Source organism: Shewanella abyssi, assembly GCF_023284025.1.
Classification (GTDB): domain Bacteria; phylum Pseudomonadota; class Gammaproteobacteria; order Enterobacterales; family Shewanellaceae; genus Shewanella; species Shewanella abyssi.
In genome coordinates, this window is record NZ_JAKIKR010000060.1 from 1 (window position 1) to 25,909 (window position 25,909).

Consider the following 25,909-nt stretch of genomic DNA (forward strand, 5'->3'; position numbering starts at 1 on the left):
TGTAAGCGCTTACACAAACCTAGGGGAATTCGTTACCAAGGTCAACATAAATTCACCGTTGATTAACATTCCTGTAACCATGGTTGTTTTTCATTAGTTAACTATCCATGTGTAGCAAGGGCTGCAGCTAAAAATGAGTGCTTAGGAATATTATTATGAGGAACGCAAATAGTGGCGTTAATATGCTTTGAAGATAATGAGAAAATGCTCAACTGGAAATAGTTAGCTATCTACTATAAACCGATGTTTAATTGGATAATAAACCCAGTTAAATGTTCATCAGTGGTTTATCAGGCTTCTATGTTGCACGTTTATAGTAATTACAAAATGACTAACCGCTATTTTTACAGCCGCTAATGGATAAATATTGAAATAAAATTAGTGTAAGCGCATTCACTTCTATTTGTTTTTACCTACACCGATGCTGCCTAAATGTTAATTAAAGTCGCATTTCTGACATTGGGGAGAGGTAGTGCCAAAGGATTTTAGCCGTTGAGTCACCTTGCTCTATTGGGCGTTATACCCATCCATCAGAATCCTAAATCTTGCATCTTCAGGTCGGATAGTTATAAATAGCTCGCAATAAAAAAGACGGTTAAAGAGTGACTCTTTACCGTCTTTATTTAGCCATTGGCTCAAGTGATTAGTTAACGTTAAGAGCTAGCCATGAGAAATGATTGAATCTCTCTTAATTAATTTAGGTTCAAATACGTTTTTAACCTCAAGTTCAGGCTTCTTAAAGGTATTTTTCAATATCCATCTAGCAGCCATTTGCCCCATCTGTTTCACTGGGTAATCTATAGTTGACAATTTAGGGTGAATATATTGCGCTAAAATGATGTTATCAAAGCCAATAATGGATAGGTCCCTTGGGATTAAGACGTTCTTTTCTCGCGCTAAATTCATCGCACCAGCAGCCATTTCATCGTTAGCACAGACTAAAGCGCTAAAGGGAAAATTGCTCTCTAATAAATACGCTAACCCGTCGCTCCCGCCTCCTTCCTGGTAGTCACCTTCATAAGTTAACTTAGGGTTATAAGTGATATTGAACTCTTTCAAGGCCCTTTGATGGCCTTGTAGACGATCGCTGGCATCCATTTTCCAGTTGGGACCCGATATGTAAGCTATCTCTTGATGGCCTTGGTCAATCATCTCTTTGGCAGCAATATAGCCGCCAAGCTCATTATTGAGACTAATGCAGTTATTAGCGATGGAAGGAATAAAGCGGTTAATGAGTACAATCGGCACCTCTTTTTCCACAAGATCGATAAGATAATCGTCAGACACTGCTTCCACATGCAAGATTAATGCGTCGCAGCGACGGCTGATAAGAAACTCAATACCCTCTTTCTCTAACGCTTCTTCACTATGACCCGCCGCAATGATGGCGTGTTTCTGCGCCACTCTAAGCTCCGCTTCAATACCGCTAAGCATTGAACCATAGAAGGGGCCGTGCAGTTCGGAGACCAAGATCCCAACGCTATTTGAACGATTGGAAGCCAGTGACTGTGCAATGGCATTAGGCCGATAGCCTAAATGATCCATTGCATCTTGCACTTTTTTCAGTGTCTTCTCACTCACTTTAGCGTTCTTGTTCATCACTCTCGATACTGTCGCGAGTGAGACACCAGCCAGTATTGACACATCGTAAATCGTCGCCATATATTCCCTCTAAAACGCCTAACTACCTAGATATCTAAATTGATATTACGCGTTAGCAGCATTTAATTCACTTTGAATTTGCTCAACTTTCTTATCGTCCAAGATATACCACTTCATCACTGCTGCAACAATTAAACCGCCAATTGCAGGATATAGTGTGAATGACAATAAAATGCCTGATTTTGTTGCTTCACTTTGTTCAACATCGGCTTGGTAGCCGTAATAGGCTAATGCCCATCCTGCCAGTGCGCCACCGAGGGCGACGCCCAATTTGATGAAGAATATGATGGTTGAATAAACCATGCCTGTTATGCGAACCCCGGTTTTCCATTGACCGTAATCTATCGCATCCGCCATTTTAGCCCATAGTAATGGTGTCGCCATATCAAGGAAAAACTTCCATAAGAAGAAAGCGACAAAAGCTAAAGTAACCTGTTCGGCTGCGATAAAGTAGCTTAGTACACAGATAGTCGCAGCAATGATCTGCAAGCTAATATAGGCCTTGATCTTACACACCTTTTTAGCCAGAACCTGTGCAAGCGCACAACCAAGCATACTGCCGACCATGCCGGTTGTCATAAAGGCAGTAATCAAATCCTCTCTCATTAGGAAGTATTTAACGTAGTAGACGGCGAGGGTGAATTTGAGTACTTGCCCCGTTAACAGGAAACATCCCGCGATACAAAGAATGCGAGCCTGGTCATTTCCCCATAGGTGTTTTACGCCAACCCAGAAATGAGTCTTCTGCTGCGCAGGTGTCGAAATCCGCTCTTTTGTACCCAAAAAGCACAAAATAAACAGCACTACCCCAAAAATACTCATGGCAGCCATTGTCAGTTGATAGCCTTTTGCGGTATCGCCATTACCAAACCATTCAACTAAAGGCAGAGTGCAAGACGCGACTATGACCCCACCGAGCATTGCAAAGACAAATCGATAAGATTGCACTGACACTCGCTCTGAAGGCTTAGCGGTGAGTACGCCGCCCAAAGCACAATAGGGAATATTAATGGCGGTATAGACCATCATTAATAACGTATAGGTGACAAAAGCAAAAATAAGCTTATTAGAATCACTTAAATCTGGCGTTGTAAAAGCCAGCACACTGATGAGTCCGAAAGGCAGTGCTAGCCAGAGTAAGTAAGGGCGAAACTGCCCCCAACGGGTGCGTGTTCTATCGGCGAGAGAGCCCATTAATGGATCTGTTATGGCATCGAACACCCGCACAACCAAAAACAATGTGCCCACTGCCGCAGGTGATAAGCCCACTACATCGGTATAGAAGATCAGGAGAAACATCATTACGGTTTGGAAAATGATGTTACTGGCGGTATCACCTAAACCATAGGCAATTTTTTCTTTTACTTTAAGCATCTTAGCCTCACTGTTTTTATTTTTATTCTTATTTTATTGCTGCTTAACTTAAATTGCTGCACATTAATTGAATGTGGCAAGCAAGTTAGAGAACATAAGCTTTTTGAGTCTGGTTTTAAAGCCTGTTATGAGCGTATCGAGATAAAATCTCGATACGCTTTACCACTATTTTTAAGCGTACGCAGCTGGGTTTGGTAGTCGACATAAACGATACCAAAGCGCTTTAAGTAGCCTTCTGCCCACTCAAAGTTATCCATTAAGCTCCAAGCGAAATAGCCCTTAATGTTCACGCCGGCTTCAATGGCATCGTTTACCGCATTGAGATGCTGGTGGTAATACTGGATGCGGTCTTCATCATTAACCGCAGCGTTAGTCATTTTGTCGTCCATCGCTGCGCCGTTCTCGGTAATGTAAAGAGGTGGTAGCTGATACATATCATTTAACGACACTAACAACTCAGTCAAGGCTTTAGGATAGATCTCCCAGCCAATATCGGTGTGCGGTACGTCTGGCACTTCTATTTGCTCAAATTGATGATAAGCACAGGCTTGGTAAACGGCTCGGGTATAGAAGTTAACCCCCATGAAATCGAGTGGCTGGGCAATGATCTCCATATCACCGTCGAGAATGTTGGGTCGCTCTATGTCTGGTAGAGTTTCAATTATATCTGGATAGCATTTATCAAATAGCGGCTTTATATACCACTGATTAAAATGAGCATCGGCAATGCGACTAGCATTTCTGTCCGCTGGAGAGTCACTGGCTGGGTAGCAAGGAGTGAAGTTGAGCACAATACCGTTTAACGCATCGGGGCAGTTTTTTTGCAATACTTGCATGGCTAAACCATGAGCTAGTAGCAGGTGATGCGCCGCTTTTTTACCAAACTCTCGACCCTTAATACCTGGAGCATGAATACCCGCTTCATAACCTAAATAGGCGCTACAAAATGGCTCATTGAGTGTGGCGTAGGAGATCACTCTATTGCCCAAAGCTTTAGATATTAAGTCAGCATAGTCGCGAAATTTATAAGCTGTGTCTCGATTTAGCCAACCGCCTTTATCTTCTAAATGCTGTGGCAAGTCCCAGTGATATAAGGTCACATAGGGCTTGATCCCTTTTTCAATCAGCTTATCGAGTAAACCTATATAGAAGTCTACTCCTTGTTGATTAAGCTCGCCCTCGGCATTGATGACCCTAGGCCAAGAGATGGAAAAACGATAAGCATCAACATTTAGAGAGTCAATAAGATCTACATCTTGTTGCCACAAACTGATGTGATCACAAGCGACTGAGCCGTCTGAATTGTCACGAATTTTATTAGGTGTTTGACAAAAAGTGTCCCAAATACAGGGAAGGCGAGAGTCAATACCACCCTCTATTTGAAATGAGGCCGTGGCAACTCCAAATATAAAGTCACTCTTTTGCATTATTGAATTGAGAGGGAGAGAAATCTTCATGGTGATGTTAGCCATTTCCTAATAGTGATAAAAAATACACAGCGCAATCATCAATATTATTAGTAAGTAGTTCGGTATCTTTTACGCACTAATAGCATGATTGAACCTTCCAAATCATTACCGTAATTCACTGTTAGTCGACATAGAGCAAGATTTCAGGCGAAGAAAATTGCATTATCAACAAGTACATTACCAATGAAAGCGCTCACATCCGGTGTTAATATTTCTGTTGATCTTGGTTGTGAATATGTTATAAATGAAAGCGCTTACATCGAGACTAGAGCCTAACCGGAAAAAGGTCAACACATTTGTTTAACATAGTTGTGATGATGTAACGGTGAAGCAAGCGATTAACTTTTGAACCGTGGCTAAAGCTTTGCTTTATTGAGCAGATGAAATTGCGGTGCATTGACTATAAGAGATATGAGATTAATAAGGGGTGGATATGGCTAGCTCGCCAATAGTGTCAGATAACAATAACTTAAAAGCATCTAGTGGAGCTGAAAAGCACACGTTTGCATTAGTATCGCTAACATCGTTGTTTTTTATGTGGGGATTCATTACCTGCTTGAATGATATTTTGATCCCTCATTTGAAAGCTGTTTTCTCGCTGACTTACACTGAAGCAATGTTGATTCAATTCTGTTTTTTCGGTGCCTATTTTCTGGTCTCTATGCCTGCTGGCCAGTTGGTTAAAAAAATAGGTTATCAACGCGGTATAGTCACGGGGTTAGTGATTGCCAGTATTGGTTGCGCGCTGTTTTATCCAGCGGCTGATCAAGCGGTATATGGTCTGTTTTTGGGGGCATTGTTTGTACTCGCATCGGGTATTACTATTTTACAGGTTGCAGCGAACCCCTATGTGAATGCATTGGGCACAGCTGAAACCGCCTCTAGTCGTTTGAATTTAACCCAAGCATTCAATGCGCTAGGTACCACAGTAGCGCCTTATTTTGGTGCGGTGCTTATTCTATCAGTCGCGTCTGGTGCTGTTAGCGAGCTAACGCAGGCACAAGCTGAAGCTGAACAAGTGAAACTTCCTTACTTGATATTGTCGGCCATGCTCGCAATGCTAGCTGTTATTTTTTCACAACTTAAACTACCGGTTATAAAAGGCCATTCAAGCACCCGTTCAGATGGTAAAGCGGTTGAGTTCTTAGGTAAAACGAGCGCGATTGAGCATCGCCATTTGGCACTGGGCGCATTAGGCATTTTTGTCTATGTCGGCGCTGAGGTGTCTATTGGTAGTTTCCTCGTGAGCTTTTTAGGCGAAGCGAATATCGCGGGTCTGCAAGAGGTGGATGCGGCTAAGTACATCACTTATTACTGGGGCGGCGCCATGATAGGGCGTTTTGTCGGCTCGGCTATTATGCAAAAAATTCCGCCAGGGAAAGTGCTGGCCTTTAATGCGACTATGGCTGCCTTGTTAGTGTGCGTGGCGATAGTGAGTTCGGGTCCAGTGGCTATGTTTGCTATTTTGGCCGTCGGGTTATTTAACTCAATCATGTTCCCAACGATATTTAGCTTAGCACTGCAAAATCTAGGGCCGCACACATCTCAAGGCTCTGGCTGGCTATGTCTCGCCATTGTTGGTGGTGCGATTTTACCTCTAGCGCAAGGCATATTAGCGGATAGCATAGGTATTCAACTGGCATTTTTCCTACCGGTACTGTGCTATGGCTATATTTTGTTCTATGGTCTTAAAGGGAGCCGTGTTGAACAGGTTTCTAGCAGGAAGCAGGCGTGATGGAATGTTTGATGATGAAAACTCAGTTAACTATCCATATACGGTCATATAAAGGGAATTAAATAATGACGAACAATAAGTTAAACCAGCAACGAACTGTATCGATAGCGATTAAACCCACGACTACCTTGCTGGCGGCAGCATTGATGATTACCGGTATTAGCGCCTGCTCACTTAAAGGCGCTAAGCCAGTTGAGCAGCGTGATGCCGCGGTGGTATGGCCGAAGCTGCAACTTGAAGTCAAGCCTCAAGCAGAGATGGAAAAGACGATTGCCAGCATGGTCAGTGAGATGACATTAGCGCAAAAAGTCGCGCAAATGATCCAACCTGAAATCCGTGACATTACTGTGGAAGATATGCGCACTTATGGCTTTGGCTCCTATCTTAATGGGGGCGGCGCATTTCCTAATGATGATAAGCATGCCACACCTGCTGATTGGATTGCGTTAGCGGAAGCTATGTACCAAGCATCGGTAGATGACTCTATCGATGGTTCAACCATTCCAACGATGTGGGGCACCGATGCGGTTCATGGCCATAACAACGTCATCGGCGCGACACTCTTCCCGCACAATATTGGATTAGGCGCTGCCAACAACCCTCAACTCATTGAACAGATCGCCGCGATTACCGCCAAAGAGGTGATGGTGACTGGTATCGATTGGGTATTCGCTCCGACTGTTGCCGTAGTGCGTGATGATCGATGGGGCCGCACTTATGAGGGCTATTCTGAAGATCCCGAAATTGTTAGCGCCTATGCCGCGTCAATCGTGAAAGGCTTACAAGGTTCAGCCGAACAAGACTTTTTGGGTGACGAAAGGGTGATATCAACCGTCAAACATTTTTTAGGGGATGGTGGCACGGTTGGCGGTATCGACCAAGGTGATAATATTGCGACAGAACAAGTGCTATTTGATATTCATGCCCAAGGTTATGTTAGTGGATTAACCGCAGGCGCCCAAACTGTGATGGCATCTTTTAATAGTTGGCATGGTGTTAAGAATCACGGTAATAAATACTTATTAACGGATGTATTGAAAGATCGGATGGGTTTCGATGGCTTTGTTGTTGGCGACTGGAATGGTCACGGCCAAATTGCGGGTTGCAGTAATGACAGTTGCCCACAAGCAGCCAATGCCGGGCTAGATGTTTATATGGTACCGACGCCAGTATGGAAACCACTTTTTGAAAACACCATTGCACAGGTTAATAGCGGCGAAATACCCATGTCGCGCATTGATGATGCGGTGACGCGCGTGCTTAGAGTGAAGATGCGGGCTGGCTTGTTTGATAAACCAAGTCCGGCACAGCGAACATTATCGGGTAAAACTGAGTTAATCGGCGCTAAGGCACATCGCGACGTTGCGAAGCAAGCAGTAAGAGAGTCACTGGTGATGCTAAAGAACAATGGCAATCTATTGCCATTAGCACCAAACCAAGTGGTATTAGTGGCAGGGGATGCGGCGGATAACATTGGTAAGCAATCGGGTGGTTGGACGATTACTTGGCAAGGCACCAATAATACCAATGCAGACTTCCCTGGTGGCAGTTCAATATATGATGGCATTCAGTCACAGGTATCAAAAGCGGGTGGTAAAACGATGCTAAGTCCTACGGGCGATTTTGCGATTAAGCCAGATGTCGCGATTGTCGTTTTTGGTGAGGAGCCCTATGCAGAAGGTAATGGCGATATTGATAACTTAGAGTATCAACGCGGTAATAAGCGAGACTTGGCACTACTGCAAAAGCTCAAGGCGCAAGGTATACCTGTGGTGGCCATTTTTATCAGCGGCAGACCAATGTGGGTAAATGCAGAGTTAAATGCGGCCGATGCCTTTGTCGCGGCTTGGTTACCAGGCAGTGAAGGCGCTGGGGTTGCCGAAGTGTTGTTTAGCCATGCCGATGCCCAGACGCAGTTCGATATGAGCGGTAAGTTGTCATTTTCTTGGCCAAACAGTCCGGCACAAACGGCAGTAAACCGCTTTGATGATGATTATCAACCGCTTTTTCCCTACGGTTTTGGCTTGAGTTACGCTGATGAAACGGTACTTGAAACCTTGAGCGAAGTCGCTGCTGCTAACAATGATGAATCTCAATCCGTCGCTATTTTTACCCGTTCGGTACAAGCACCGTGGGTGATGTCAATTGGCAGCGACAACGAACAACTCCCAGTGACCAGTAGCGTTTTACAAGGTGAGACCGTGTATTTACGCACTGTTGATAAAGTGGTTCAGGAAGATGCAAGACGCGTCGAATTTAATGGTGAAGCTCTTGGTTATATTAATTTCAGAAGTAATTTCCCAAGAGATTTGAGAGCCGTCGTTGAGTCTAACGCTGTCCTCTCTTTTGCCCTAAAAGTGGATAGTGATATTAGTGATGAGGTTTATATTGCCATGGGTTGTGATACCGATTGTGGCAAGCCATTAAATATTACTGACGCATTAGTCCCATTACCAAAAAGTCAGTGGCAGACTGTCAGCATTGAGCTTAAATGTTTCAGTGATTCAGGGGTCGATTTTGCCAAAATTAACTCGCCATTCTCATTGTCTACAGCTGGCCCATTAACGGTGAGCATCGCCGACATAGAAATGAAACCGCTTGAAGATAATGAGCAAGCAACGATTCAATGCCAGTAGTGTACGCTTTGTTTGCAAGTTGAAATGCGAATTCATGGACATTATATTGCGGTAGAGAGTGGCTTAGTCTCTTTTAGACCTAGATTGAGCAATTGGTTATTAAATTTTGTTTTGGGTCGGTGGCATAATGGCGAGCAGAGCATATTAATCATAAGAGAGAGAACACCTTGAGTCGGATTGATACACAAACGTCAGTAAGACAACGAAACAGTAAAGTCGAGGCTTTCAACCCTGTTTGGTTGGAGTCGATAGTCGATATTGCTGTCGCTGCTGGCGATGCGATTATGACCATTTATGCAACCGGTGACTTTGCGGTTGAGATCAAAACGGATGATAGCCCAGTCACCGCAGCAGACCTAGCAAGCCATAACGTTATTGCGGCGGCACTTGCTAAGCTAACGCCAAATATTCCAGTGATGTCTGAAGAGTCAACGACAGTAACATGGGATGAAAGAAAACAATGGCAGTCGTACTGGTTGATAGACCCCCTTGATGGCACCAAAGAGTTTATCAAGCGCAATGGTGAGTTTACCGTTAACATTGCCTTCATTCATCGAGGGCGAGCGATAGCCGGCGTTGTTTACGCTCCCGTTTTAGATAAATGCTATTTCGGCAACCATGGTGCAGGGGCTTGGTTGAAGCAAGCGGGCACACAACGGCCACTGACTAAGATGGCAGCGAATAAACAAGCGCTGCCAAGAGTGGTAGGCAGTCGTTCTCATATTAGCCCAGGGTTACAGACTTATTTAAAGGCGCTGGGTGAGCATGAGATGAAGAGTGTAGGAAGTTCACTCAAATTCTGCTTATTGGCTGAAGGTGAAGCTGATATTTATCCTCGACTTGGCCTGACGAGTGAGTGGGATACCGCTGCAGCGCAAGCTGTACTGGAAAGTGCTGGTGGCAAAGTGCTGCAATATGGCAGTGACAAAGCACTGGGTTACAATCAAAAATCAGACATTTTAAATCCATATTTTATTGCTTATGCACCGCATTGGGAATAACCATAGCGTTTAAATGACACCGTGTATTAGTACCTTGTGTCTCAATATTATAATTAGAATAATGATCACTACGATTAAGGGAGAGGGATAAATGTTGCGGATTGGCATCGATCTAGGTGGGACAAAAATAGAGTTGGTTGCACTGAGTGGCGAAGGTGAAGAGCTTTTTCGTAAACGTATACCCACGCCAAAAGAGTATGTGGCGACCTTAGATGCCATAGAGGCTTTAGTGAATGAAGCTGAGTCTTACCTTGGTAAAAAAGGCACTGTTGGCGTCGGGATCCCTGGTGTGGTATCGCCTTATTCTGGTTTAGTTAAAAATGCCAATTCAACTTGGATAAATGATCATCCGCTGGATATTGATTTAGGTAAGCGTCTCGACCGAGAAGTGCGAGTGGCTAATGACGCAAACTGCTTTGCAGTGTCTGAAGCGGTTGATGGTGCTGCTGCAGGTAAAGGCGTTGTTTTTGGCGTTATCATTGGTACTGGTTGTGGTGCTGGAGTGGCTATCAACGGCAGAGTACATGCTGGCGGTAATGGTATCGGTGGCGAGTGGGGACATAACCCTCTGCCATGGATGAATGCCGATGAGTTTAATTCAACAAGTTGTTTTTGTGGTAATCAAAACTGTATTGAAACCTTCATTTCAGGCACTGGTTTTGTACGTGACTATAAGCAAGCGGGTGGCAATGCGGTGAGCGGGATTGAAATCGCCGCAAGAGTGGAGACCGGAGAGCGACTTGCAAAAGAGACGTTTGATCGATACATCGATAGGCTAGCGCGTTCACTTGCACACGTGATTAATATCTTAGATCCCGATGTTATCGTCCTTGGTGGCGGCGTCTCTAACATTGACGCTATCTACCCATTGCTGCCAAATATCTTACCTAAATACGTGCTTGGTGGTGAATGCCGTACCCCGGTTGTACAAAATATGTATGGTGGCTCCTCTGGCGTTCGCGGCGCCGCTTGGCTTTGGAGTAAGCACGAAACTTAAGGTCTTCGATTCTCTAGTGATTGAGAGCAATCGTTAAGCTTAGCATGTAAAAAACATGCTAAGCTTGCTGTTCTATTCATCTTTTTTTCTGGTTCTTATTTGATGTTTTGGTTAAAAAAGATTGTTTCCCAGCTATTTATGCCAGTCCCGTTAACGATCATTATCATTGTGCTGGCCTACCTTGTTATCCGTAATCGAAAGATGGCAAGAAGTCTCCTTGCCATCACCGCCGGCATGCTTATTGTCTTGTGCAGCGGTCTCGGCAGTAATGCACTACTCGCTCCACTTGAAGACCAATATTTAGTTAATAACCAGCCTATGGGAAAAAGCTGCTTAGTGATGGTGCTAGGGAGTGGCCATGATGAGGCAGAGAACCATTCAGCGGTGCAGCAGTTATCCAATACGGCTTTGGTACGTTTAAGTGAAGGGATAAGACAATTATCATTAGGTGACGGCTGCAAATTAGTGGTCAGCGGTTGGAGCGGTGGGATGAACCAGCGAGCACATGCCGATGTCATGTTTGATGCCGCGGTTGAACTCGGCGTTAACCCAAATTCGATTATTAAGTTCCCGCTTGCTAAAGACACCATCGAGGAAGCACAATATATGCAGTGGGAAGTAATGGATGCGCCATTTAGGTTGGTGACTTCTGCGAGCCATATGCCGCGCGCCATGGCGATATTTGAAAATGCTGGGCTCAATGTTACTGCAGCACCAACAGATTTCGCCCAAAGAAAAACTTACTGGTGGTATTTTGATGGGCAAAGTTTGTTATCGTCACAGCGCGCTATCCACGAATACCTTGGATTGGCTTGGTTTAAACTAAAGCATGCAAATTAAGTCATGATTTATATCCATCCCACTGAATCCTGTATCTTCAGGTAGGATGGGTATAAGTACTCTACTCTCTTGTATTATAACCTGAATTTATCGCCTGAACCTCTTAATTAATCAACTTATAGCAGACACCACCTTGGAACAATTGCACATAGAACCTCTCCTGATAAAACCCATCAACAAACGCAACGGATTAACCCTTACTTTTGCAGGGATCACTGGACTCATCACTGGAATAGCCCTCTTTCTCAACGGCAGTCACCTCTTTGCACCTGGGATTGTTTGTTTTGGTTTCGGTGCTATTTCAGCGGTGCTTGGTGTTTCTAAATTGCTTGAGCCGGAAGTGACGTTAAGTATCGATACTGACGGGATCCGCTATTTCCATCGGCGTGGTGAGGTTAAAATAGCATGGGGGAATATCCAAAGATTTGATCAACCTAGGGTGACTCAAGGGGTGGAAACACTGACTTTGCCCTATATTGGGATAAAACTGAGATTAATTGGCCCAATCTTAGAGTGCATCTCATTGCGCTTAGCTATTGGGTTGCTGACCGAGCAAAGACCACTTTTGATGACGGCGTCGGCGCAAGATGAAGATCTCTCGACGTTGGAAAACCAAATGAGTGAAGAGTTTACCCCTTTTATAGAAGACGATAACCGCTATAAAGGCGTATTGGCGATGTTTGGTCATCGATGCCGCATATTAGGCAGCCATTTAGGTTTTCACCTGTATATTGCTACCGATGCATTAGATAGGCCTGCTGATGAGTTTATTGCACTCATGCGTGAGTATCATAGGTTGGCACTGTTACTAGAGAGCTAACTAAAACTAAGTTTATAAAAGTTAGACTGTTTTATAAACTTAGCTCTTTGCGGATCATTAGTTTGCTGATAATTGCGCTTCTTCAATCTGTACTGGTTTAGCGGCCTCTTGCTTGTCTTTTGAAGATGCCGGCAAGAAGGCGATATCATCACGAATGCGCATACCGATAAATTGCCCGCCTTCAAAAATCTCCATCGATTGACAAGTCACTTCACCGTCAACAACTCCGGTACTGGTTATATTGAGCTTATTGCAGTTTAATTTACCGCGAAATGTGCCAGAGACACGTAGCTCTTGGCAGTTCAATACACCATCGATAAGGCCATCTTGCTCAATGGTAATGCTACTGGTGGATTGGATATAGCCATAAAGCTCACCGGAGACTAATGCCTCGGCGCTGAATTCGCTCTCTCCGGTTAGCTTGCTTCCTTGGGCGATAAAAGTGAGCCCACCGCTTCTTTTTCTGTTAAACATAAATGCGTCGCTGTTAATCAAGGTCGCTTGATGTTACCTGAAAAAGCACAATAAAAAACCACTTATATTTTGGCTCAATAGTGCAGGATGTCGCGGGCTTTAGCCTTGATAGGTTTACAGAATGGATGAGCAGCAATGTTAACGTGAAAAATATTTACGTTAATCAGTGTGTAATAAATATTTACTTAGCGTTTAATTAATATTGCATTCGATGGACAAGGCGCAACGCATGCGCCGCAGCCGGTGCAAGCATCTACATCAATGTGTGGTTGAGGAGCTTTGCCAATTGCCATGGTAAAGCTGATGGCACTTTCATCGCAGGCATCCTTACAGCTTTGACACCATATACCTTGGTAGGCCATACAGCTGTCTTGTATTGCGGCAGTTATCGCCCAAGGTGCCTCCGTTGTTGCGGTAAACAGAGGTTCAGGGCAAATATCTACACAACGCTGACAGAAAGTACATTCATCGATGTTAAAATTGACTTCAGGGAAACCACCGTCGCCTTTGATGATGATGTTGGTTTCACAGGCCTGAATACACTTATTACAACGGGTGCATTCATCGGTGAACTCTATGTCTTTCTTCACCCAAGGAAGATGGACAGTATCATGTTTCTTGCGACTAAAAAGACGACGTCGACTTTGATTGATACTGCTCATCAGTAGTACTCTCGGTTGTGTAAGTTACTGTTTAGATTGGCCTAACGTATTATTCGCTCTAGCTACTGTAACCATTAGGGTTACTTGACTGCCAATGCCAGCTACTTTGCGCCATGTCATCAATATTATGTGTCGCTTGCCACTTTAGCTCTGTTTGCGCTTTTTGTGGATTAGCATAACAAGCGGCAATATCACCTGGGCGTCTTGCTACCAATTGATATTTTATGGTGGTGTTACTGGCTTTTTCAAACGCTTTAACCATCTCCAACACGCTATAGCCCTGACCCGTGCCTAGGTTATAAGTCACTAAACCTGGCTTAGTGCGGAGTTTATCAAGTGCTCTCAAATGGCCAATGGCTAAGTCAACGACGTGGATGTAATCGCGCACCCCTGTGCCATCAACGGTATCGTAATCATTGCCGAACACACTCAATTGCTCTCGTTTACCGACTGCGACTTGGGAAATAAACGGCATCAGGTTATTGGGAATATCATTTGGATCTTCACCGATCAGGCCACTATCGTGAGCACCAACTGGGTTGAAGTACCTTAGACGAGCAATATTCCAACTCGGATCGGAATGATGTAAGTCAGCCAGCACATTTTCAACCATTAACTTAGATTGCCCGTATGGGTTTGTTGCGCCCGTTGGGAAATCTTCAGTGATCGGTAGCGATGCGGGATCGCCATAAACCGTTGCTGAAGAGCTGAACACTAAGTTTCTAACGTTAAACTCGTCCATCACTTGGCACAATATAATGGTGCCAGTAACGTTGTTTTCATAATAACGAAGCGGTTGCTCTACTGACTCTCCAACCGCTTTAAGGCCTGCAAAATGAATAACAGACTCAATATCATGATCGGTAAACAGCTTTTGCAGAAAAGGTTTATTGAGAATATCGCCTTGATAAAAGGTCACTGACTTACCGGTGATTTTCTCGACGCGCTCTAATGCGGTGACACTCGAATTACTTAGATTATCGAGGATCACGACATCACTGCCACTATTTAGCAGTTCAACCACCGTATGTGTGCCAATGTAACCTGCACCACCTGTTACCAAAATTGTCATTTCAATATCCTATACCGCTAGGCTTTTTTACTAAATGAGAAGAATAAATATTAAAGATTTTTTGCTATGTCTTTTATATATTGAGCAAACTCTGGGCCAATATCTTTATGGCGCAAGGCATGCTCTACATTGGCTTGCATATAGCCCAATTTGTTACCGCAGTCGTGACTTTTACCTTGCATGTAATAGGCATTAACCGGTTGATTTTCCATTAACATGGCAATCGCATCGGTTAATTGGATTTCATCGCCGGCCCCAGCTGGAGTCTTTGCTAGGTATTTCCAAATGTCAGCTGGCAGCACGTAACGGCCAACCACACCTAAGTTAGACGGGGCGTCATCAATGTCTGGTTTTTCAACTAACTGGGTAAGCGGCACTGATTGACCTGGTTTTAGCTCTTGGCCACCAATATCAGCAATACCGTATTGATCGACTTGATCGTGAGGCACGCCTTCTACCATGATCTGCCCAATTTCGGTTTCGTCATATAGCTCGACCATTTGCGCCAAATTGTCTTTCGCTAAATTACTGCTGGCATCATCGACAATAACATCAGGCAGTAACACCGCAAAAGGGGCATCACCAACAATCGTCTTAGCACAAAGAATGGCATGACCTAACCCCTTTGCTTGGGCCTGACGCACACTGATGATGGTCACGTCTTTTGGACAAATGGATTGCACTTCTGCCAGTAACTGTCTTTTCACTCGACGCTCAAGATGCGCTTCAAGCTCAAAACTGGTGTCGAAATGGTTTTCAACTGAATTCTTACTGGCATGGGTTACCAGTACAATCTCTTTAATACCGGCCGCTATCGCTTCTTTGACAACATACTGGATAAGGGGTTTATCCACAACGGGCAGCATCTCTTTAGGCATCGCTTTTGTTGCTGGTAACATCCGTGTACCAAGACCTGCGACCGGGATCACTGCTTTCAAAATCTTATGTTGTTTCATTGTATTCCTACTTTTCCTATCAATGGATTAGCGCTTCATTACTATTCTATACTGAATCTTTATCATCTGTGCTGTGATTTTACTGAAGCCAATTGATATTTATTGTATTTGGTGATTGTAAGGCGATATTTTGCCCATTAGTTGTTGAGAACGCACTCAATGGCTTTTATGTTTTTTGTTCAGTTGTTTATGCCACTGGAGGTGAAAACTCGATTCGACGCTTTTTAGTGGTGCATATTTTTGCGTTATCTCTATAGCGACTAAAAGGAGTGTAAATATTTGCATACATTAAATTGGCTGTTAATAAAGGATTTATTGATATGGCCAAGGCATACGTAACATATTCGTTACGCTAATCGACGTGGAACGAGTAAAGAATAAACTGTGATCTAGTTAACAAAAAGCTGAGTTTAGTTGACTATGGAGATAGGAAATAGTCACTAGTGTTTTTATCACCATGAGCAAACCAACGAAGTATATCGCTCGCTTGCCTGATGCAAGTGGCAGTATTGAGTATCCACAAGATGAACATGATATCTGGCAAGAGCTTTATTCAAGACAGCTTGTCAATTTACCCGGCCGAGCATGCCAAGCTTACTTAGATGGACTTGAGCGTCTGGCATTGCCAAGCGATAGGATCCCACAGTTAAGTGAGATAGATAGGGTTTTAAAAGAAACGACAGGATGGAAAACCGCCGCGGTACCCGCACTTATCTCTTTTGGTAAGTTTTTTGAGCTATTAGCGAATAAATCATTCCCGGTGGCGACCTTTATTCGGAGTCGTGAAGAGCTTGATTATTTGCAGGAGCCAGATATTTTCCATGAGGTCTTCGGACATTGTCCACTACTGACCAATCCATCTTTTGCTCACTTCTCACATCTTTATGGTCAATTGGGCTTAGCTGCAAGCAAAGAGGAACGTGTTTATTTGGCGCGCCTTTATTGGTTTACCGTTGAATTCGGTATCATTCGTGCTGAAAATAACAAGCTGAGTATTTATGGTGGCGGTATTATAAGTTCGCCAGGCGAAACACTGTTTGTGATGGGTAATGAGCCCGAAATCAGGGAGTTCGATCTGGTTGATGTTATGCGTACTCCTTATCGTATCGATATTATGCAGCCGATCTATTACGCAATAAACAGTATCAGTGAGCTCGATAGCATCGCTGAAATGGATATTATGGGCGCAGTAAAAAAAGCACAGCAGCTGGGGTTATTTGCAGCAACTTATCCTGCTAAAGCGGGTTAATTATGATTAAAAGAACCTTGGTTTGAAGTGAATACTAAAACCAAAGGACACGTTTTAGAATGATGATAGAAATAACAGAATTAGAGGAAAGATAATGACTGAATTAGCCCAAATGAAGTGTGAAGCCTGTCAAGCTGATGCACCTAAAGTGAGTGATGCTGAACTCGGTGAACTTGTGCGTATGATCCCTGATTGGACTGTAGAGGTACGTGACGGCATTATGCAGCTTGAGCGGGTGTACAAGTTTAAGAATTTTAGGTTAGCAATGGCGTTCACTAATAAGGTTGCCGATCTTGCTGAGGCTGATTTTCATCACCCAGGTATTTTGACTGAGTGGGGAAAAGTGACGGTAACATGGTGGTCTCATTCAGTTAAAGGGCTACACAAGAATGATTTCATAATGGCTGCTAAGACAGATACACTTTTAGCCGACTAATCGAGCTTCGCGTCAGATCTACTGGCGCGAGTTTATTTTATATATTACAAACCCGCTGTAAACAAGTCTTGCCACAACACTAATAACCTTTTAACGTATAGGCGAAATATGATTAACAGTTATCTGCTCTTCTCACAGGGCTGAATACGTTGTCGCTGAATGCTGGTTACTAGTCGTATTTTAGTTTTATCCCAATAACAATTATTTAGAAAAGGGACTGCAATAGTATGCGCTTGGAAGTCAGCTGTTTGGACCGAGTCGGTCTAGCGAAAGATATATTATTGATAATGGAAGATTATGGCATTAACTTGTTTGCTATCGACGCTAGTAATCAAGGTTTTTTGTATCTGCAATTTGCTGAAGTTAGCTTTGATATGCTCAGTGAGTTATTGCCGCTTATCCGAAAGGTTGAAGGGGTACATGATGTTCGAACCGTTTCCTTTATGCCGTCTGAGCAAGAACATTACGCGTTAAAAACTTTGTTAAAGACACTGCCTGATTCGGTATTTTCCCTCGATATAAAAGGGCGTATTCGTATTGTGAATGAATCGGCCTTGCATATTATCGGTATGGCTGAGCATGAGGTCATAGAGGAATCAATCGGTCACTGGGTACAAGGTTTTAATTTTAGTCGTTGGTTGAGTGAATCAACCGTGCTGGCGCAAGCGACTCGGGTCAATATTGGTGAGAATGAATATTTAGCTGAAATGTTGCCTATCTATTTGCCTGACGGCAGTGAGAACCCAATTCTTGCTGGCGCTGTCGTGTCATTAAAGTCACCCGCACGTTTAGGTAAACAATTTAATGCACTGCAAAACCAAACCACAGGTTTTGAAAATGTATTAGCAACCAGCGATAAAATGAAAGAGGTACTGATACAGGCCCGCAGAATGTCTCAGTTGGACGCTCCATTATTGATCACAGGAGAAACTGGTACCGGCAAAGAGTTAATGTCAAGAGCGTGTCACGACGCCAGCATGCGTCGTGAACAGCCTTTTATTGCGATTAATTGCGCCGCAATGCCAGACAGTGCAGCTGAAGAGGAGTTATTTGGTTATGTGAGTAATGGCACTGTGGTCAAGCGCGGATTTTTTGAGGAAGCAAAGGGCGGAACGCTCTTTTTAGACGAAATTGCTGAGATGTCTCGGTCTGCACAAGTTAAGTTATTACGCTTTTTACAGGACGGTACCTTTAGACGTGTGGGGGGAGATGAAGAGGTGCGCAGCGATGTTCGTATCATCTGTTCGACTCAAAAAAATCTAGCCGAGCTGTGCCAAACTGGTGAGTTTAGAGAAGATCTTTACTATCGCATCCACGTCTTAAGCTTCCATGTACCGTCGCTTCGAGAGCGAAAAGTTGACGTGATCCCACTGACAGAAATGTTTTTAGAACATTACAGCCAACAACTCTCTATCCCAATTCGCCGTATTTCAGGTGAATGTCGTGAGCACTTACTTGCTTATGCTTGGCCGGGTAATATACGCCAACTTAAAAATGCCATTTTTAGAGCCGTGTCTATGTGGGATGGCAGTGCTGAATTGACTGTGGACCAACTTAAATTGCCATCCTATGCAGAAGGTTTTGGCTATTTTGATCATCAATTTGAAGGTAGTCTTGAGCAAGCGATGAAGCAGTTTGAAGCCAGTTTACTGCGACGATTATATCCGGCTTATCCAAGCACGCGTCAACTCGCTAAAAAATTAGGTGTGTCTCACACCGCAATCGCCAATAAGTTACGTGAATACAAAATTAGCAAACAGAAAGCCTTGTAACAGCAGATTGCCAGCCATTGCTTGAGCAGCAATAGCAGCTTAATAATTCCCATTACAGCCTATCTTATCTAGGCTGTAATTATATATTTACAAATTGGATGCAATTGTAGGTAAGTGTGATTTAGCTCACGCTATTCCACTATTGCCGTACTTAATGTATTTCTATGGCAAGTAGATCTAGGCGTAAGCTTGATTCATTTAAAACAGCATACAAAAGCTGGGATCATCAGCTAGCCACATTTTATTAGGAGTGAGTATGAAGTTAGCAAGTTATGATAATGGCCGCCGAGATGGTCAATTAATGTTAGTTAGCCGTGATCTAACTAAAGCGGTTGCGGTTCCAGCTATTGCTCATACTTTGCAGCAGTTGCTAGATTCTTGGGATCTACTCAATCCACAATTGGTAGAGCTTTATGATGCATTAAACGAAGGTTTGATGGATAACGCGGTTGTGTTTGACCAAGCGAAGTGTTTATCACCACTTCCAAGAGCTTATCAATGGGCTGATGGCAGTGCTTATGTAAACCATGTTGAATTGGTACGTAAGGCTCGTGGTGCAGAGATGCCAGCGACATTCTGGACCGATCCTCTCGTTTACCAAGGCGGCTCAGACTGCTTTATTGCACCGACGGCAGACATTCCATTGGCAAGTGAAGCGTGGGGCATCGATTTTGAATCTGAAATTGCCATTATTACCAATGATGTACCTATGGGGATTGAAAGTGACAATGCTGCCAAGCATATTAAACTGCTGATGCTGGTAAATGACGTGTCACTAAGAAACCTGATCCCGGGTGAACTAGCCAAAGGCTTTGGTTTCTTCCAAGCTAAGCCCTCAAGCAGTTTCTCACCTGTCGCGGTCACGCCCGATGAGTTAAACGATAAGTGGCAAGACAGTAAAGTGCATCTGCCATTAGTCACTCATCTGAATAATGAGCTGTTTGGGCGCCCAAATGCCGGTGTGGACATGACATTTAACTTCAGTCAATTGGTGTCTCACGTCGCTAAAACTCGTCCTCTAGGTGCGGGTGCCATTATTGGTTCTGGAACGATCTCTAACTATGATCGTAGTGCGGGTTCAAGCTGTCTTGCAGAGACTCGCATGCTTGAAACCATTGCCGACGGAAAACCGTCGACGCCATTTATGGGCTTTGGTGACCGTGTGCGTATTGAAATGTTTGATGAAAATGATAAGTCAATATTTGGCACTATTGATCAGCAGATTGTTGAGTATAAAGCGTAACTTTTCAGAACTGCCATTTGTTCACTGAATATAAAGAAGAGTTAGCTCCTATGAGTTAACTCTTTTTTGTTTATAGGCCTGATAAGGCATGTGAGCCAGCGAAATAGAATTAAATAGGGAAGTAAAAATGATGAAATTATATGGCTACTGGCGTTCAAGCGCTGCTTACCGCGTGCGTATCGCGCTTAATTACAAAGGGATAATAGCTGAGCAGCTCTCGGTTCATCTGGTGAAAAACGGCGGTGAACAGCATCAGCAACAATACACGGCATTGAATGCGCAAGAGTTGGTGCCAACATTGGTGACAACGGATGAAGATGGACAAGAGCTAGTATTAACGCAGTCGCTGGCGATAATTGAATATCTTGATGATATGCATAGCAACAATCCACTGCTGCCCCAAAGTGCATTTGATAAAGCGATTGTAAGAGCGATGGCACTGACCGTCGCCTGTGAAATTCATCCTTTAAACAACTTAAAAGTTCTGCAGTATTTGGCGGCAGAATTAGCTATTAGCGATAGTGCTAAAGCATCGTGGTATCACCATTGGGTACATCAAGGTTTTGCCGCCTTAGAACAGCAATTGCAACAATATAGCGGTAGGTTCTGTTTTGGCGATAATATTACCTTAGCTGATCTGTGCCTGGTGCCACAAGTTTATAATGCTGAGCGCTTTAAGGTGGATATGACACTGTTTCCCAACATTGTACGAGTCAATGCCAATTGCTTAGCGGAGCAAGTTTTTATTGATGCTCTTCCTGAGAATCAGCACGACGCAACATAGGCAGCAATTTAGATTGCTGCTCTATCTGATTTCCATTATCTATTTTCCATTAAGAACTCCACAAACGCTCGGTCTGCTTTACTGATCGGGCGCTGTTTTTTCCACGCTATGTGCAGGTCTAAATACACTGGCGGCTCAAAAGGTTTTGCCAGTATGTTGTCATGGGGTTCAATCACCATCTCTAAAACGCTAGTAATGCCATACTCTTGAGCAACTACTTGTTTGATGAGATTGATAAGATTAGTCTCGAACGCAATACTGGCATTAAGGCCCAATAACTCTGCTTGTGCAAGCATCCACTCCCGATGAAAGTAACCCTGTTTAAAGAGCACTAAATCGTGTTGGAAAAACTGTTCTAGGGGCACGGTCGCTTGATTTGCTAACGGATGATGTTTACCCACGGCAACAACCATTTGTTCTTGCAGCAAAAGGTGGCTTTCAAAGTGTTCGTTTAGATCATTGGCGGTAATGATGGCGATATCGACATCTTCTCGTAGCAGCATTTTTAATGTGTCACGGGTTCCCCCTTCAAATAGCGATAACTTCAAATCTGGATGTTGATGTCTAAATGCCATTAATCGGCTTGGCAGGTAAAAAGACCCCAGCATGCCAGGTACGGCAACCCTCACTTCGCCTTTGGTTAAGTTTGCCATTGATTTAATATGTGCTTCGGCTTGCGCCATGTTTTTAATTATTAGGGTAGCGTGGTGATGTAGTGCGCGTCCCTCAGCTGTTAATGAAAGCACCTTACTGCGCTTATGAGCCCCTCTGTCGACTAAAGTAACCCCTAGTGAGTCTTCTAACCTTTTAATGCTCTGACTGAGTGCTGGTTGCGCTATGTTTAATTGCTGTGCTGCTTTAGTAAAGCTTCCTGAGGTTATCAATGCATCAAGATGTTTTAACTGTTTTATATCCATAGCAAACTCACTTAAGCGTAACGACGAAATGTATTGGCATTGAGTGGTTATACTGCCAATTTTGAGATTAACTTACCATAACAAAAATCAATTAATAGAGCTGTTTTTAGTTATTATCGTTATACAACTAGCATTGCTATGATCATTGCACTGAGACAACGTCGTGAAAAGTCATTCTATTATGAGCAATACAGCAGTACAGAGTAAAAGTAAGCGCGAACTCCAATTAATTGGCGGGTTATCGATTGCTTCAATTGTCATTTTTATTAATTTGTACCTTGTTCAGGGGATGCTTCCGCTGATCGCTGAGACATTTTCAGTGTCGAAAACCCATGGGACGTTATTGTTGTCGGTGACCAGCTTCACGATGGCATTTTCATTATTGCTGTTTGCAGTGATGTCAGATCGTATCGGCCGTAAACGCCCCATATTAATTAGCCTTTATCTGCTCGTCATGGTTGATATTTGCGCGATCTTTATTGGTGATTTTAGTCAGCTGGTTGCACTGCGGATGGTGCAGGGCGTTTTGCTGGCTTCGGTGCCGGCGATGGCAATGGCTTATTTCAAAGATGAGCTTGGCGGTCATGTGTTGTTAAAAGCGGGTGCCATTTATATTGCAGCCAACAGTATTGGAGGTATTGCGGGCCGGTTATTGGGCGGGATAATGTCTGAATATTTGCAATGGCATGAGGCTATGATGTTGTTGGCTGCTTTATCGCTTTTCGGCACGCTACTCGCCGCAATAATGTTACCAGAGAGCCAATTTGTTAAACCTAAACTTGAATTCGGAAAACTATCACTGCAGTCAGATCTAAAAGGTTTTTGTGAGCACCTAGCGAATCCAAAGCTGAGGTTGATTTATTTGGTTGGTGGCGTCGCATTCATGGTGATGGTCAATCAATTTAGCTATATCCAGCTGCATCTAATGGCGAGCCCCTTTATGCAAGGGCCCTTCGAGGTCACCTTGATTTTCCTTTGTTACTTAAGCGGCACTTACGCATCCTATCGCAGTGCTAAATGGATCAGTGAACTGGGCATTAAAGGCGTCTTTAGTTTGTCAGTTATAGCGCTAATGCTTGGTTCATTGTTTACCCTTTTTGATAGTGTCCTGACCATCTATTTAGGGTTTCTCATCTCGTCATTTGGATTTTTTCTTATTCACAGTAGTTGTAATGCTTGGGTGGCATTTATCGCCAAGCAACATCGCGCCAAAGCCACCGCGCTGTATTTATGTAGTTATTATCTCGGCGCCGCAATTGGCGGGCCTTACTTGTTGCCGTTCTGGCAACATTGGGGCTGGCAAGGCGTTGTCTTCGGCTCAATGATCTGCTTGAGTGTATTGGCGGTGCTTGTCAGTAAGTTGATATCGCCAATGAGTGCAAAAAGTCCGCTGTCATTCACAGCTTAATATTGTGAGCTACTGTTTTAAAGTAGAGCCTTTGTGCCATGTGTTGCAACAAGCTAAAGGCGGGCTTGTTAGCCCTGCGTTATCATCAACAGACTAAATAGATACACTCGACGGTTGTGGCCATATCTTTGCTCGGAAATGGCCATGAAAGAACACCGCAGCGGCAAAAAATGTCACTAAAGCTCCACTCAATAATGCCCATTTCACATCAAACAGACTCAATACACTGCCAAGGCCTGCAGCGAGTAAGTTGCCCAAGCAGAATATCGTCACCAACATTCCCATCAGCTGTCCTTGCGCATTGTTCTGGTATGAATTAGACAAATACACTGGCAGAAAACCATTATAAATGGCGATCCCAGCCCCCATAAGTGCAAAAGAAATCAAATATAATTGGCTCGTGATAAGAGGGAGTGTGGCAAGTGCAGAGGCAAAGATAATGACCCCCATTAATCCTGCGCTAGCATGAGACATCATTTTCTGAATTTTGGGGTTGATCCAAATGCTGGTAAAAATCATACATGCCGTTAAGAATACGGTGGCCCAACTAATGTCGACGGGGCTATAGTCAAATTGTCTCACTAAATGTAATGGGTAGAACTCGTAGTAGAGATTGACCCCCATGGTTAGTAGTAGATAAAGCATGAAAAAACGTCGTAAATCCGCTTGGCGTAATAGCACAAGGCTGGAAGCATTACTTGCGGCTTTGACTGTTTTGTTTAAGCTTGCAGGCATGAGAAAGTGGCTTAAGCCTGCACACAAAAAGCATGCTATCGCCGCGACAATAAATACCGTTTCAATCCCAGAGTAAATCAAATAACCGCCCATAAGAGGTCCCAGTAGATAGCCACCGTAGCCCATGGCACTAATGAGCGAAAAGCTGCGAGTCTTATCTATTATCGGGTGAAGATCGGCTGCAATAGCGCGCGCAATCGAAATATTACCTTCACACACGCCTGTCATTAACCTCGCAATACAAAATAATGCAAAGTTACCAGAGAGTGCTGCAAAAGCGGTTGCACTATAGCCAATGCCACTGCCCACTAAAGTCAGGGTTAATAAACGACGCCTGCCGTAAGTATCCGATAATGCCCCAATAAAAGAACTTCCTATAATAATTCCTAACGGATAAACACCCAGTACAATGCCGAGTAATAGCTCTTTTGGCAGCCCTTGAAATTGAGTTAATGCACTTTCACCTTGTTCGAACAGTGGCGCTAAAATGGGGTAGGGAAGGGCAATGCCGGCAACACTGATAAGGGTCACGACTAGCGTGATCATCAATATTCTTTTGGCTTCGGTCTGTGGCATCGATTTTGTCTTTAACGGGAAATATGAATGGCAAATATTACACGTACCACCAGTTAAGTAAATAAAATAGTTTACTTAACTGGTGTGCATATTGAACTTCACTCTTATGCCATAAAACGTACAGGCGATTTTTTACATGCTAAATCAGTATATTGTGTGTGGAGTGTAGAGTGTAGAATGTAGAATGGGGACTTTACTGATGTGTGGAGCCGATAATATACAGATCTAAGATCTGTAAACAGGAGATAGATGTTTGCTCGCGCCTAGTTCCCACTACCTAGGGAGCAATGCCTAATGCTTACTTAGTCGGATTTATCTGATGCATTACTGTGTCACTAGGGAGTAATTCAAGATGTCCTTGTTCGTCGAAATACCAACCGGTGATAAAGCCTTTTTGGCGCATTCTTACTAGGTTTTGCATCACTTCTTTTGCTTCAACAAGGGCGGTTTGCTGATCATATTGGTAGGTGAGTTTTAAATAGGCGGCAATACTCGAAAGCGAAGCCGATTGACTGACGTCTGCCATGGAGTTCATCCAAAAATAAAAGATACTAAAGGATAGTTGAAATTGCGAAATACTGAAGGTAAATGGCGAATTAAATAGTAAGGAAAATTGTCTATAGCAGGGAGGAAATATGGTGGTCGATACTGGGCTCGAACCAGTGACCCCCTCCTTGTAAGGGAGGTGCTCTCCCAGCTGAGCTAATCGACCTGGGACTTACTAATTTTAATTATCTATATTCTCTTTAGCAGAGAATGGTGGTCGATACTGGGCTCGAACCAGTGACCCCCTCCTTGTAAGGGAGGTGCTCTCCCAGCTGAGCTAATCGACCTGGGACTTACTAATGTTAACTAATCTATATTCTCTTTAGCAGAGAATGGTGGTCGATACTGGGCTCGAACCAGTGACCCCCTCCTTGTAAGGGAGGTGCTCTCCCAGCTGAGCTAATCGACCTGGGACTTACTAATGTTAACTAATCTATATTCTCTTTAGCAGAGAATGGTGGTCGATACTGGGCTCGAACCAGTGACCCCCTCCTTGTAAGGGAGGTGCTCTCCCAGCTGAGCTAATCGACCTGGGACTTACTAAT

22 protein-coding genes and 4 tRNA genes are annotated in these 25,909 nt (G+C 43.8%); 12 read left to right on the forward strand and 14 right to left on the reverse strand.

Going from position 1 to position 25,909, the window contains the following annotated elements; genetic code table 11:
- Positions 1–660: 660 nt before the first annotated feature.
- The 3 genes from L2755_RS19000 to L2755_RS19010 form a co-directional block, all read right to left on the reverse strand.
- Entirely contained in the window at positions 661–1,662 is a 1,002-nt protein-coding gene (locus L2755_RS19000) for a LacI family DNA-binding transcriptional regulator (RefSeq protein ID WP_248982255.1), read from the reverse strand.
- A gap of 45 nt (positions 1,663–1,707) precedes the next feature.
- Positions 1,708–3,036: a glycoside-pentoside-hexuronide (GPH):cation symporter gene (locus L2755_RS19005; RefSeq protein WP_248982256.1), complete on the reverse strand. Its 1,329-nt coding sequence runs from the start codon at positions 3,034–3,036 to the stop codon at positions 1,708–1,710.
- A gap of 125 nt (positions 3,037–3,161) precedes the next feature.
- Entirely contained in the window at positions 3,162–4,493 is a 1,332-nt protein-coding gene (locus L2755_RS19010; protein WP_248982257.1) for a GH1 family beta-glucosidase, read from the reverse strand.
- A gap of 445 nt (positions 4,494–4,938) precedes the next feature.
- On the opposite strand from L2755_RS19010, the gene L2755_RS19015 reads away from it, so the two are divergent.
- From L2755_RS19015 to L2755_RS19040, 6 genes are all read left to right on the forward strand, one after another.
- Positions 4,939–6,240, forward strand: coding sequence for a sugar MFS transporter (locus L2755_RS19015; RefSeq protein ID WP_248982258.1), 1,302 nt, complete (start codon positions 4,939–4,941; stop codon positions 6,238–6,240).
- A 65-nt stretch (positions 6,241–6,305) separates the two neighbouring features.
- Positions 6,306–8,876: a glycoside hydrolase family 3 protein gene (locus tag L2755_RS19020; protein WP_248982259.1), complete on the forward strand. Its 2,571-nt coding sequence runs from the start codon at positions 6,306–6,308 to the stop codon at positions 8,874–8,876.
- Positions 8,877–9,052: 176 nt separating this feature from the next.
- Positions 9,053–9,877: a 3'(2'),5'-bisphosphate nucleotidase CysQ gene (cysQ, locus tag L2755_RS19025; RefSeq protein WP_428847818.1), complete on the forward strand. Its 825-nt coding sequence runs from the start codon at positions 9,053–9,055 to the stop codon at positions 9,875–9,877.
- Between the two features lie 91 nt (positions 9,878–9,968).
- Positions 9,969–10,874 carry a fructokinase gene (gene mak / locus L2755_RS19030; RefSeq protein WP_248982260.1) on the forward strand — a complete coding sequence of 302 codons (906 nt, stop codon included), beginning with the start codon at positions 9,969–9,971 and terminating at the stop codon, positions 10,872–10,874.
- A 102-nt stretch (positions 10,875–10,976) separates the two neighbouring features.
- Positions 10,977–11,714, forward strand: a complete 738-nt coding sequence (locus tag L2755_RS19035) for a YdcF family protein (RefSeq protein ID WP_248982261.1) — start codon at positions 10,977–10,979, stop codon at positions 11,712–11,714.
- A gap of 142 nt (positions 11,715–11,856) precedes the next feature.
- On the forward strand, positions 11,857–12,534 hold the full coding sequence (locus L2755_RS19040; RefSeq protein ID WP_248982274.1) for a DUF2982 domain-containing protein: 678 nt from the start codon (positions 11,857–11,859) through the stop codon (positions 12,532–12,534).
- 57 nt (positions 12,535–12,591) lie between these two features.
- On the opposite strand, the gene L2755_RS19045 is transcribed toward L2755_RS19040, so the two are convergent.
- The 4 genes from L2755_RS19045 to galU all read right to left on the reverse strand — a co-directional run bounded on the left by L2755_RS19045 (position 12,592) and on the right by galU (position 15,698).
- Positions 12,592–13,008: a bactofilin family protein gene (locus L2755_RS19045; protein WP_248982262.1), complete on the reverse strand. Its 417-nt coding sequence runs from the start codon at positions 13,006–13,008 to the stop codon at positions 12,592–12,594.
- Positions 13,009–13,193: 185 nt separating this feature from the next.
- The gene (gene napF, locus L2755_RS19050) at positions 13,194–13,670 is read right to left on the reverse strand and encodes a ferredoxin-type protein NapF (protein ID WP_248982263.1); all 477 of its coding nucleotides are present in this window, start codon (positions 13,668–13,670) and stop codon (positions 13,194–13,196) included.
- A 58-nt stretch (positions 13,671–13,728) separates the two neighbouring features.
- Positions 13,729–14,742, reverse strand: a complete 1,014-nt coding sequence (gene galE / locus L2755_RS19055) for a UDP-glucose 4-epimerase GalE (protein WP_248982264.1) — start codon at positions 14,740–14,742, stop codon at positions 13,729–13,731.
- A gap of 50 nt (positions 14,743–14,792) precedes the next feature.
- Complete coding sequence (gene galU / locus L2755_RS19060) at positions 14,793–15,698, reverse strand: UTP--glucose-1-phosphate uridylyltransferase GalU (protein ID WP_248982265.1); 906 nt, start codon at positions 15,696–15,698, stop codon at positions 14,793–14,795.
- Positions 15,699–16,155: 457 nt separating this feature from the next.
- On the opposite strand from galU, the gene phhA reads away from it, so the two are divergent.
- From phhA to maiA, 5 genes are all read left to right on the forward strand, one after another.
- Positions 16,156–16,947: a phenylalanine 4-monooxygenase gene (gene phhA / locus L2755_RS19065; protein WP_248982266.1), complete on the forward strand. Its 792-nt coding sequence runs from the start codon at positions 16,156–16,158 to the stop codon at positions 16,945–16,947.
- Positions 16,948–17,041: 94 nt separating this feature from the next.
- The gene (locus L2755_RS19070) at positions 17,042–17,383 is read left to right on the forward strand and encodes a 4a-hydroxytetrahydrobiopterin dehydratase (protein WP_248982267.1); all 342 of its coding nucleotides are present in this window, start codon (positions 17,042–17,044) and stop codon (positions 17,381–17,383) included.
- 227 nt (positions 17,384–17,610) lie between these two features.
- On the forward strand, positions 17,611–19,155 hold the full coding sequence (gene tyrR, locus L2755_RS19075) for a transcriptional regulator TyrR (RefSeq protein ID WP_248982268.1): 1,545 nt from the start codon (positions 17,611–17,613) through the stop codon (positions 19,153–19,155).
- 256 nt (positions 19,156–19,411) lie between these two features.
- Positions 19,412–20,398 carry a fumarylacetoacetate hydrolase family protein gene (locus L2755_RS19080; RefSeq protein WP_248982269.1) on the forward strand — a complete coding sequence of 329 codons (987 nt, stop codon included), beginning with the start codon at positions 19,412–19,414 and terminating at the stop codon, positions 20,396–20,398.
- A 130-nt stretch (positions 20,399–20,528) separates the two neighbouring features.
- A complete protein-coding gene (gene maiA, locus L2755_RS19085; protein WP_248982275.1) occupies positions 20,529–21,182 on the forward strand; it encodes a maleylacetoacetate isomerase in 654 nt (217 codons plus the stop codon).
- Between the two features lie 35 nt (positions 21,183–21,217).
- Here maiA and L2755_RS19090 read toward each other — a convergent pair whose 3' ends face one another.
- Positions 21,218–22,099, reverse strand: a complete 882-nt coding sequence (locus tag L2755_RS19090) for a LysR family transcriptional regulator (RefSeq protein WP_248982270.1) — start codon at positions 22,097–22,099, stop codon at positions 21,218–21,220.
- A 181-nt stretch (positions 22,100–22,280) separates the two neighbouring features.
- Here L2755_RS19090 and L2755_RS19095 point away from each other — a divergent pair, with 181 nt between their 5' ends.
- Positions 22,281–23,507, forward strand: coding sequence for an MFS transporter (locus tag L2755_RS19095; protein WP_248982271.1), 1,227 nt, complete (start codon positions 22,281–22,283; stop codon positions 23,505–23,507).
- Positions 23,508–23,600: 93 nt separating this feature from the next.
- Here the strand turns inward: L2755_RS19095 and L2755_RS19100 are convergent, their stop codons facing one another.
- From L2755_RS19100 to L2755_RS19125, 6 genes are all read right to left on the reverse strand, one after another.
- On the reverse strand, positions 23,601–24,818 hold the full coding sequence (locus tag L2755_RS19100) for an MFS transporter (RefSeq protein WP_248982272.1): 1,218 nt from the start codon (positions 24,816–24,818) through the stop codon (positions 23,601–23,603).
- Between the two features lie 298 nt (positions 24,819–25,116).
- A complete protein-coding gene (locus L2755_RS19105; RefSeq protein ID WP_101089292.1) occupies positions 25,117–25,344 on the reverse strand; it encodes a hypothetical protein in 228 nt (75 codons plus the stop codon).
- A 110-nt stretch (positions 25,345–25,454) separates the two neighbouring features.
- Positions 25,455–25,530, reverse strand: a tRNA-Val gene (locus L2755_RS19110).
- 45 nt (positions 25,531–25,575) lie between these two features.
- Positions 25,576–25,651, reverse strand: a tRNA-Val gene (locus L2755_RS19115).
- A 46-nt stretch (positions 25,652–25,697) separates the two neighbouring features.
- Positions 25,698–25,773, reverse strand: a tRNA-Val gene (locus L2755_RS19120).
- A 46-nt stretch (positions 25,774–25,819) separates the two neighbouring features.
- Positions 25,820–25,895, reverse strand: a tRNA-Val gene (locus L2755_RS19125).
- Between the last annotated feature and the right edge of the window lie 14 nt (positions 25,896–25,909).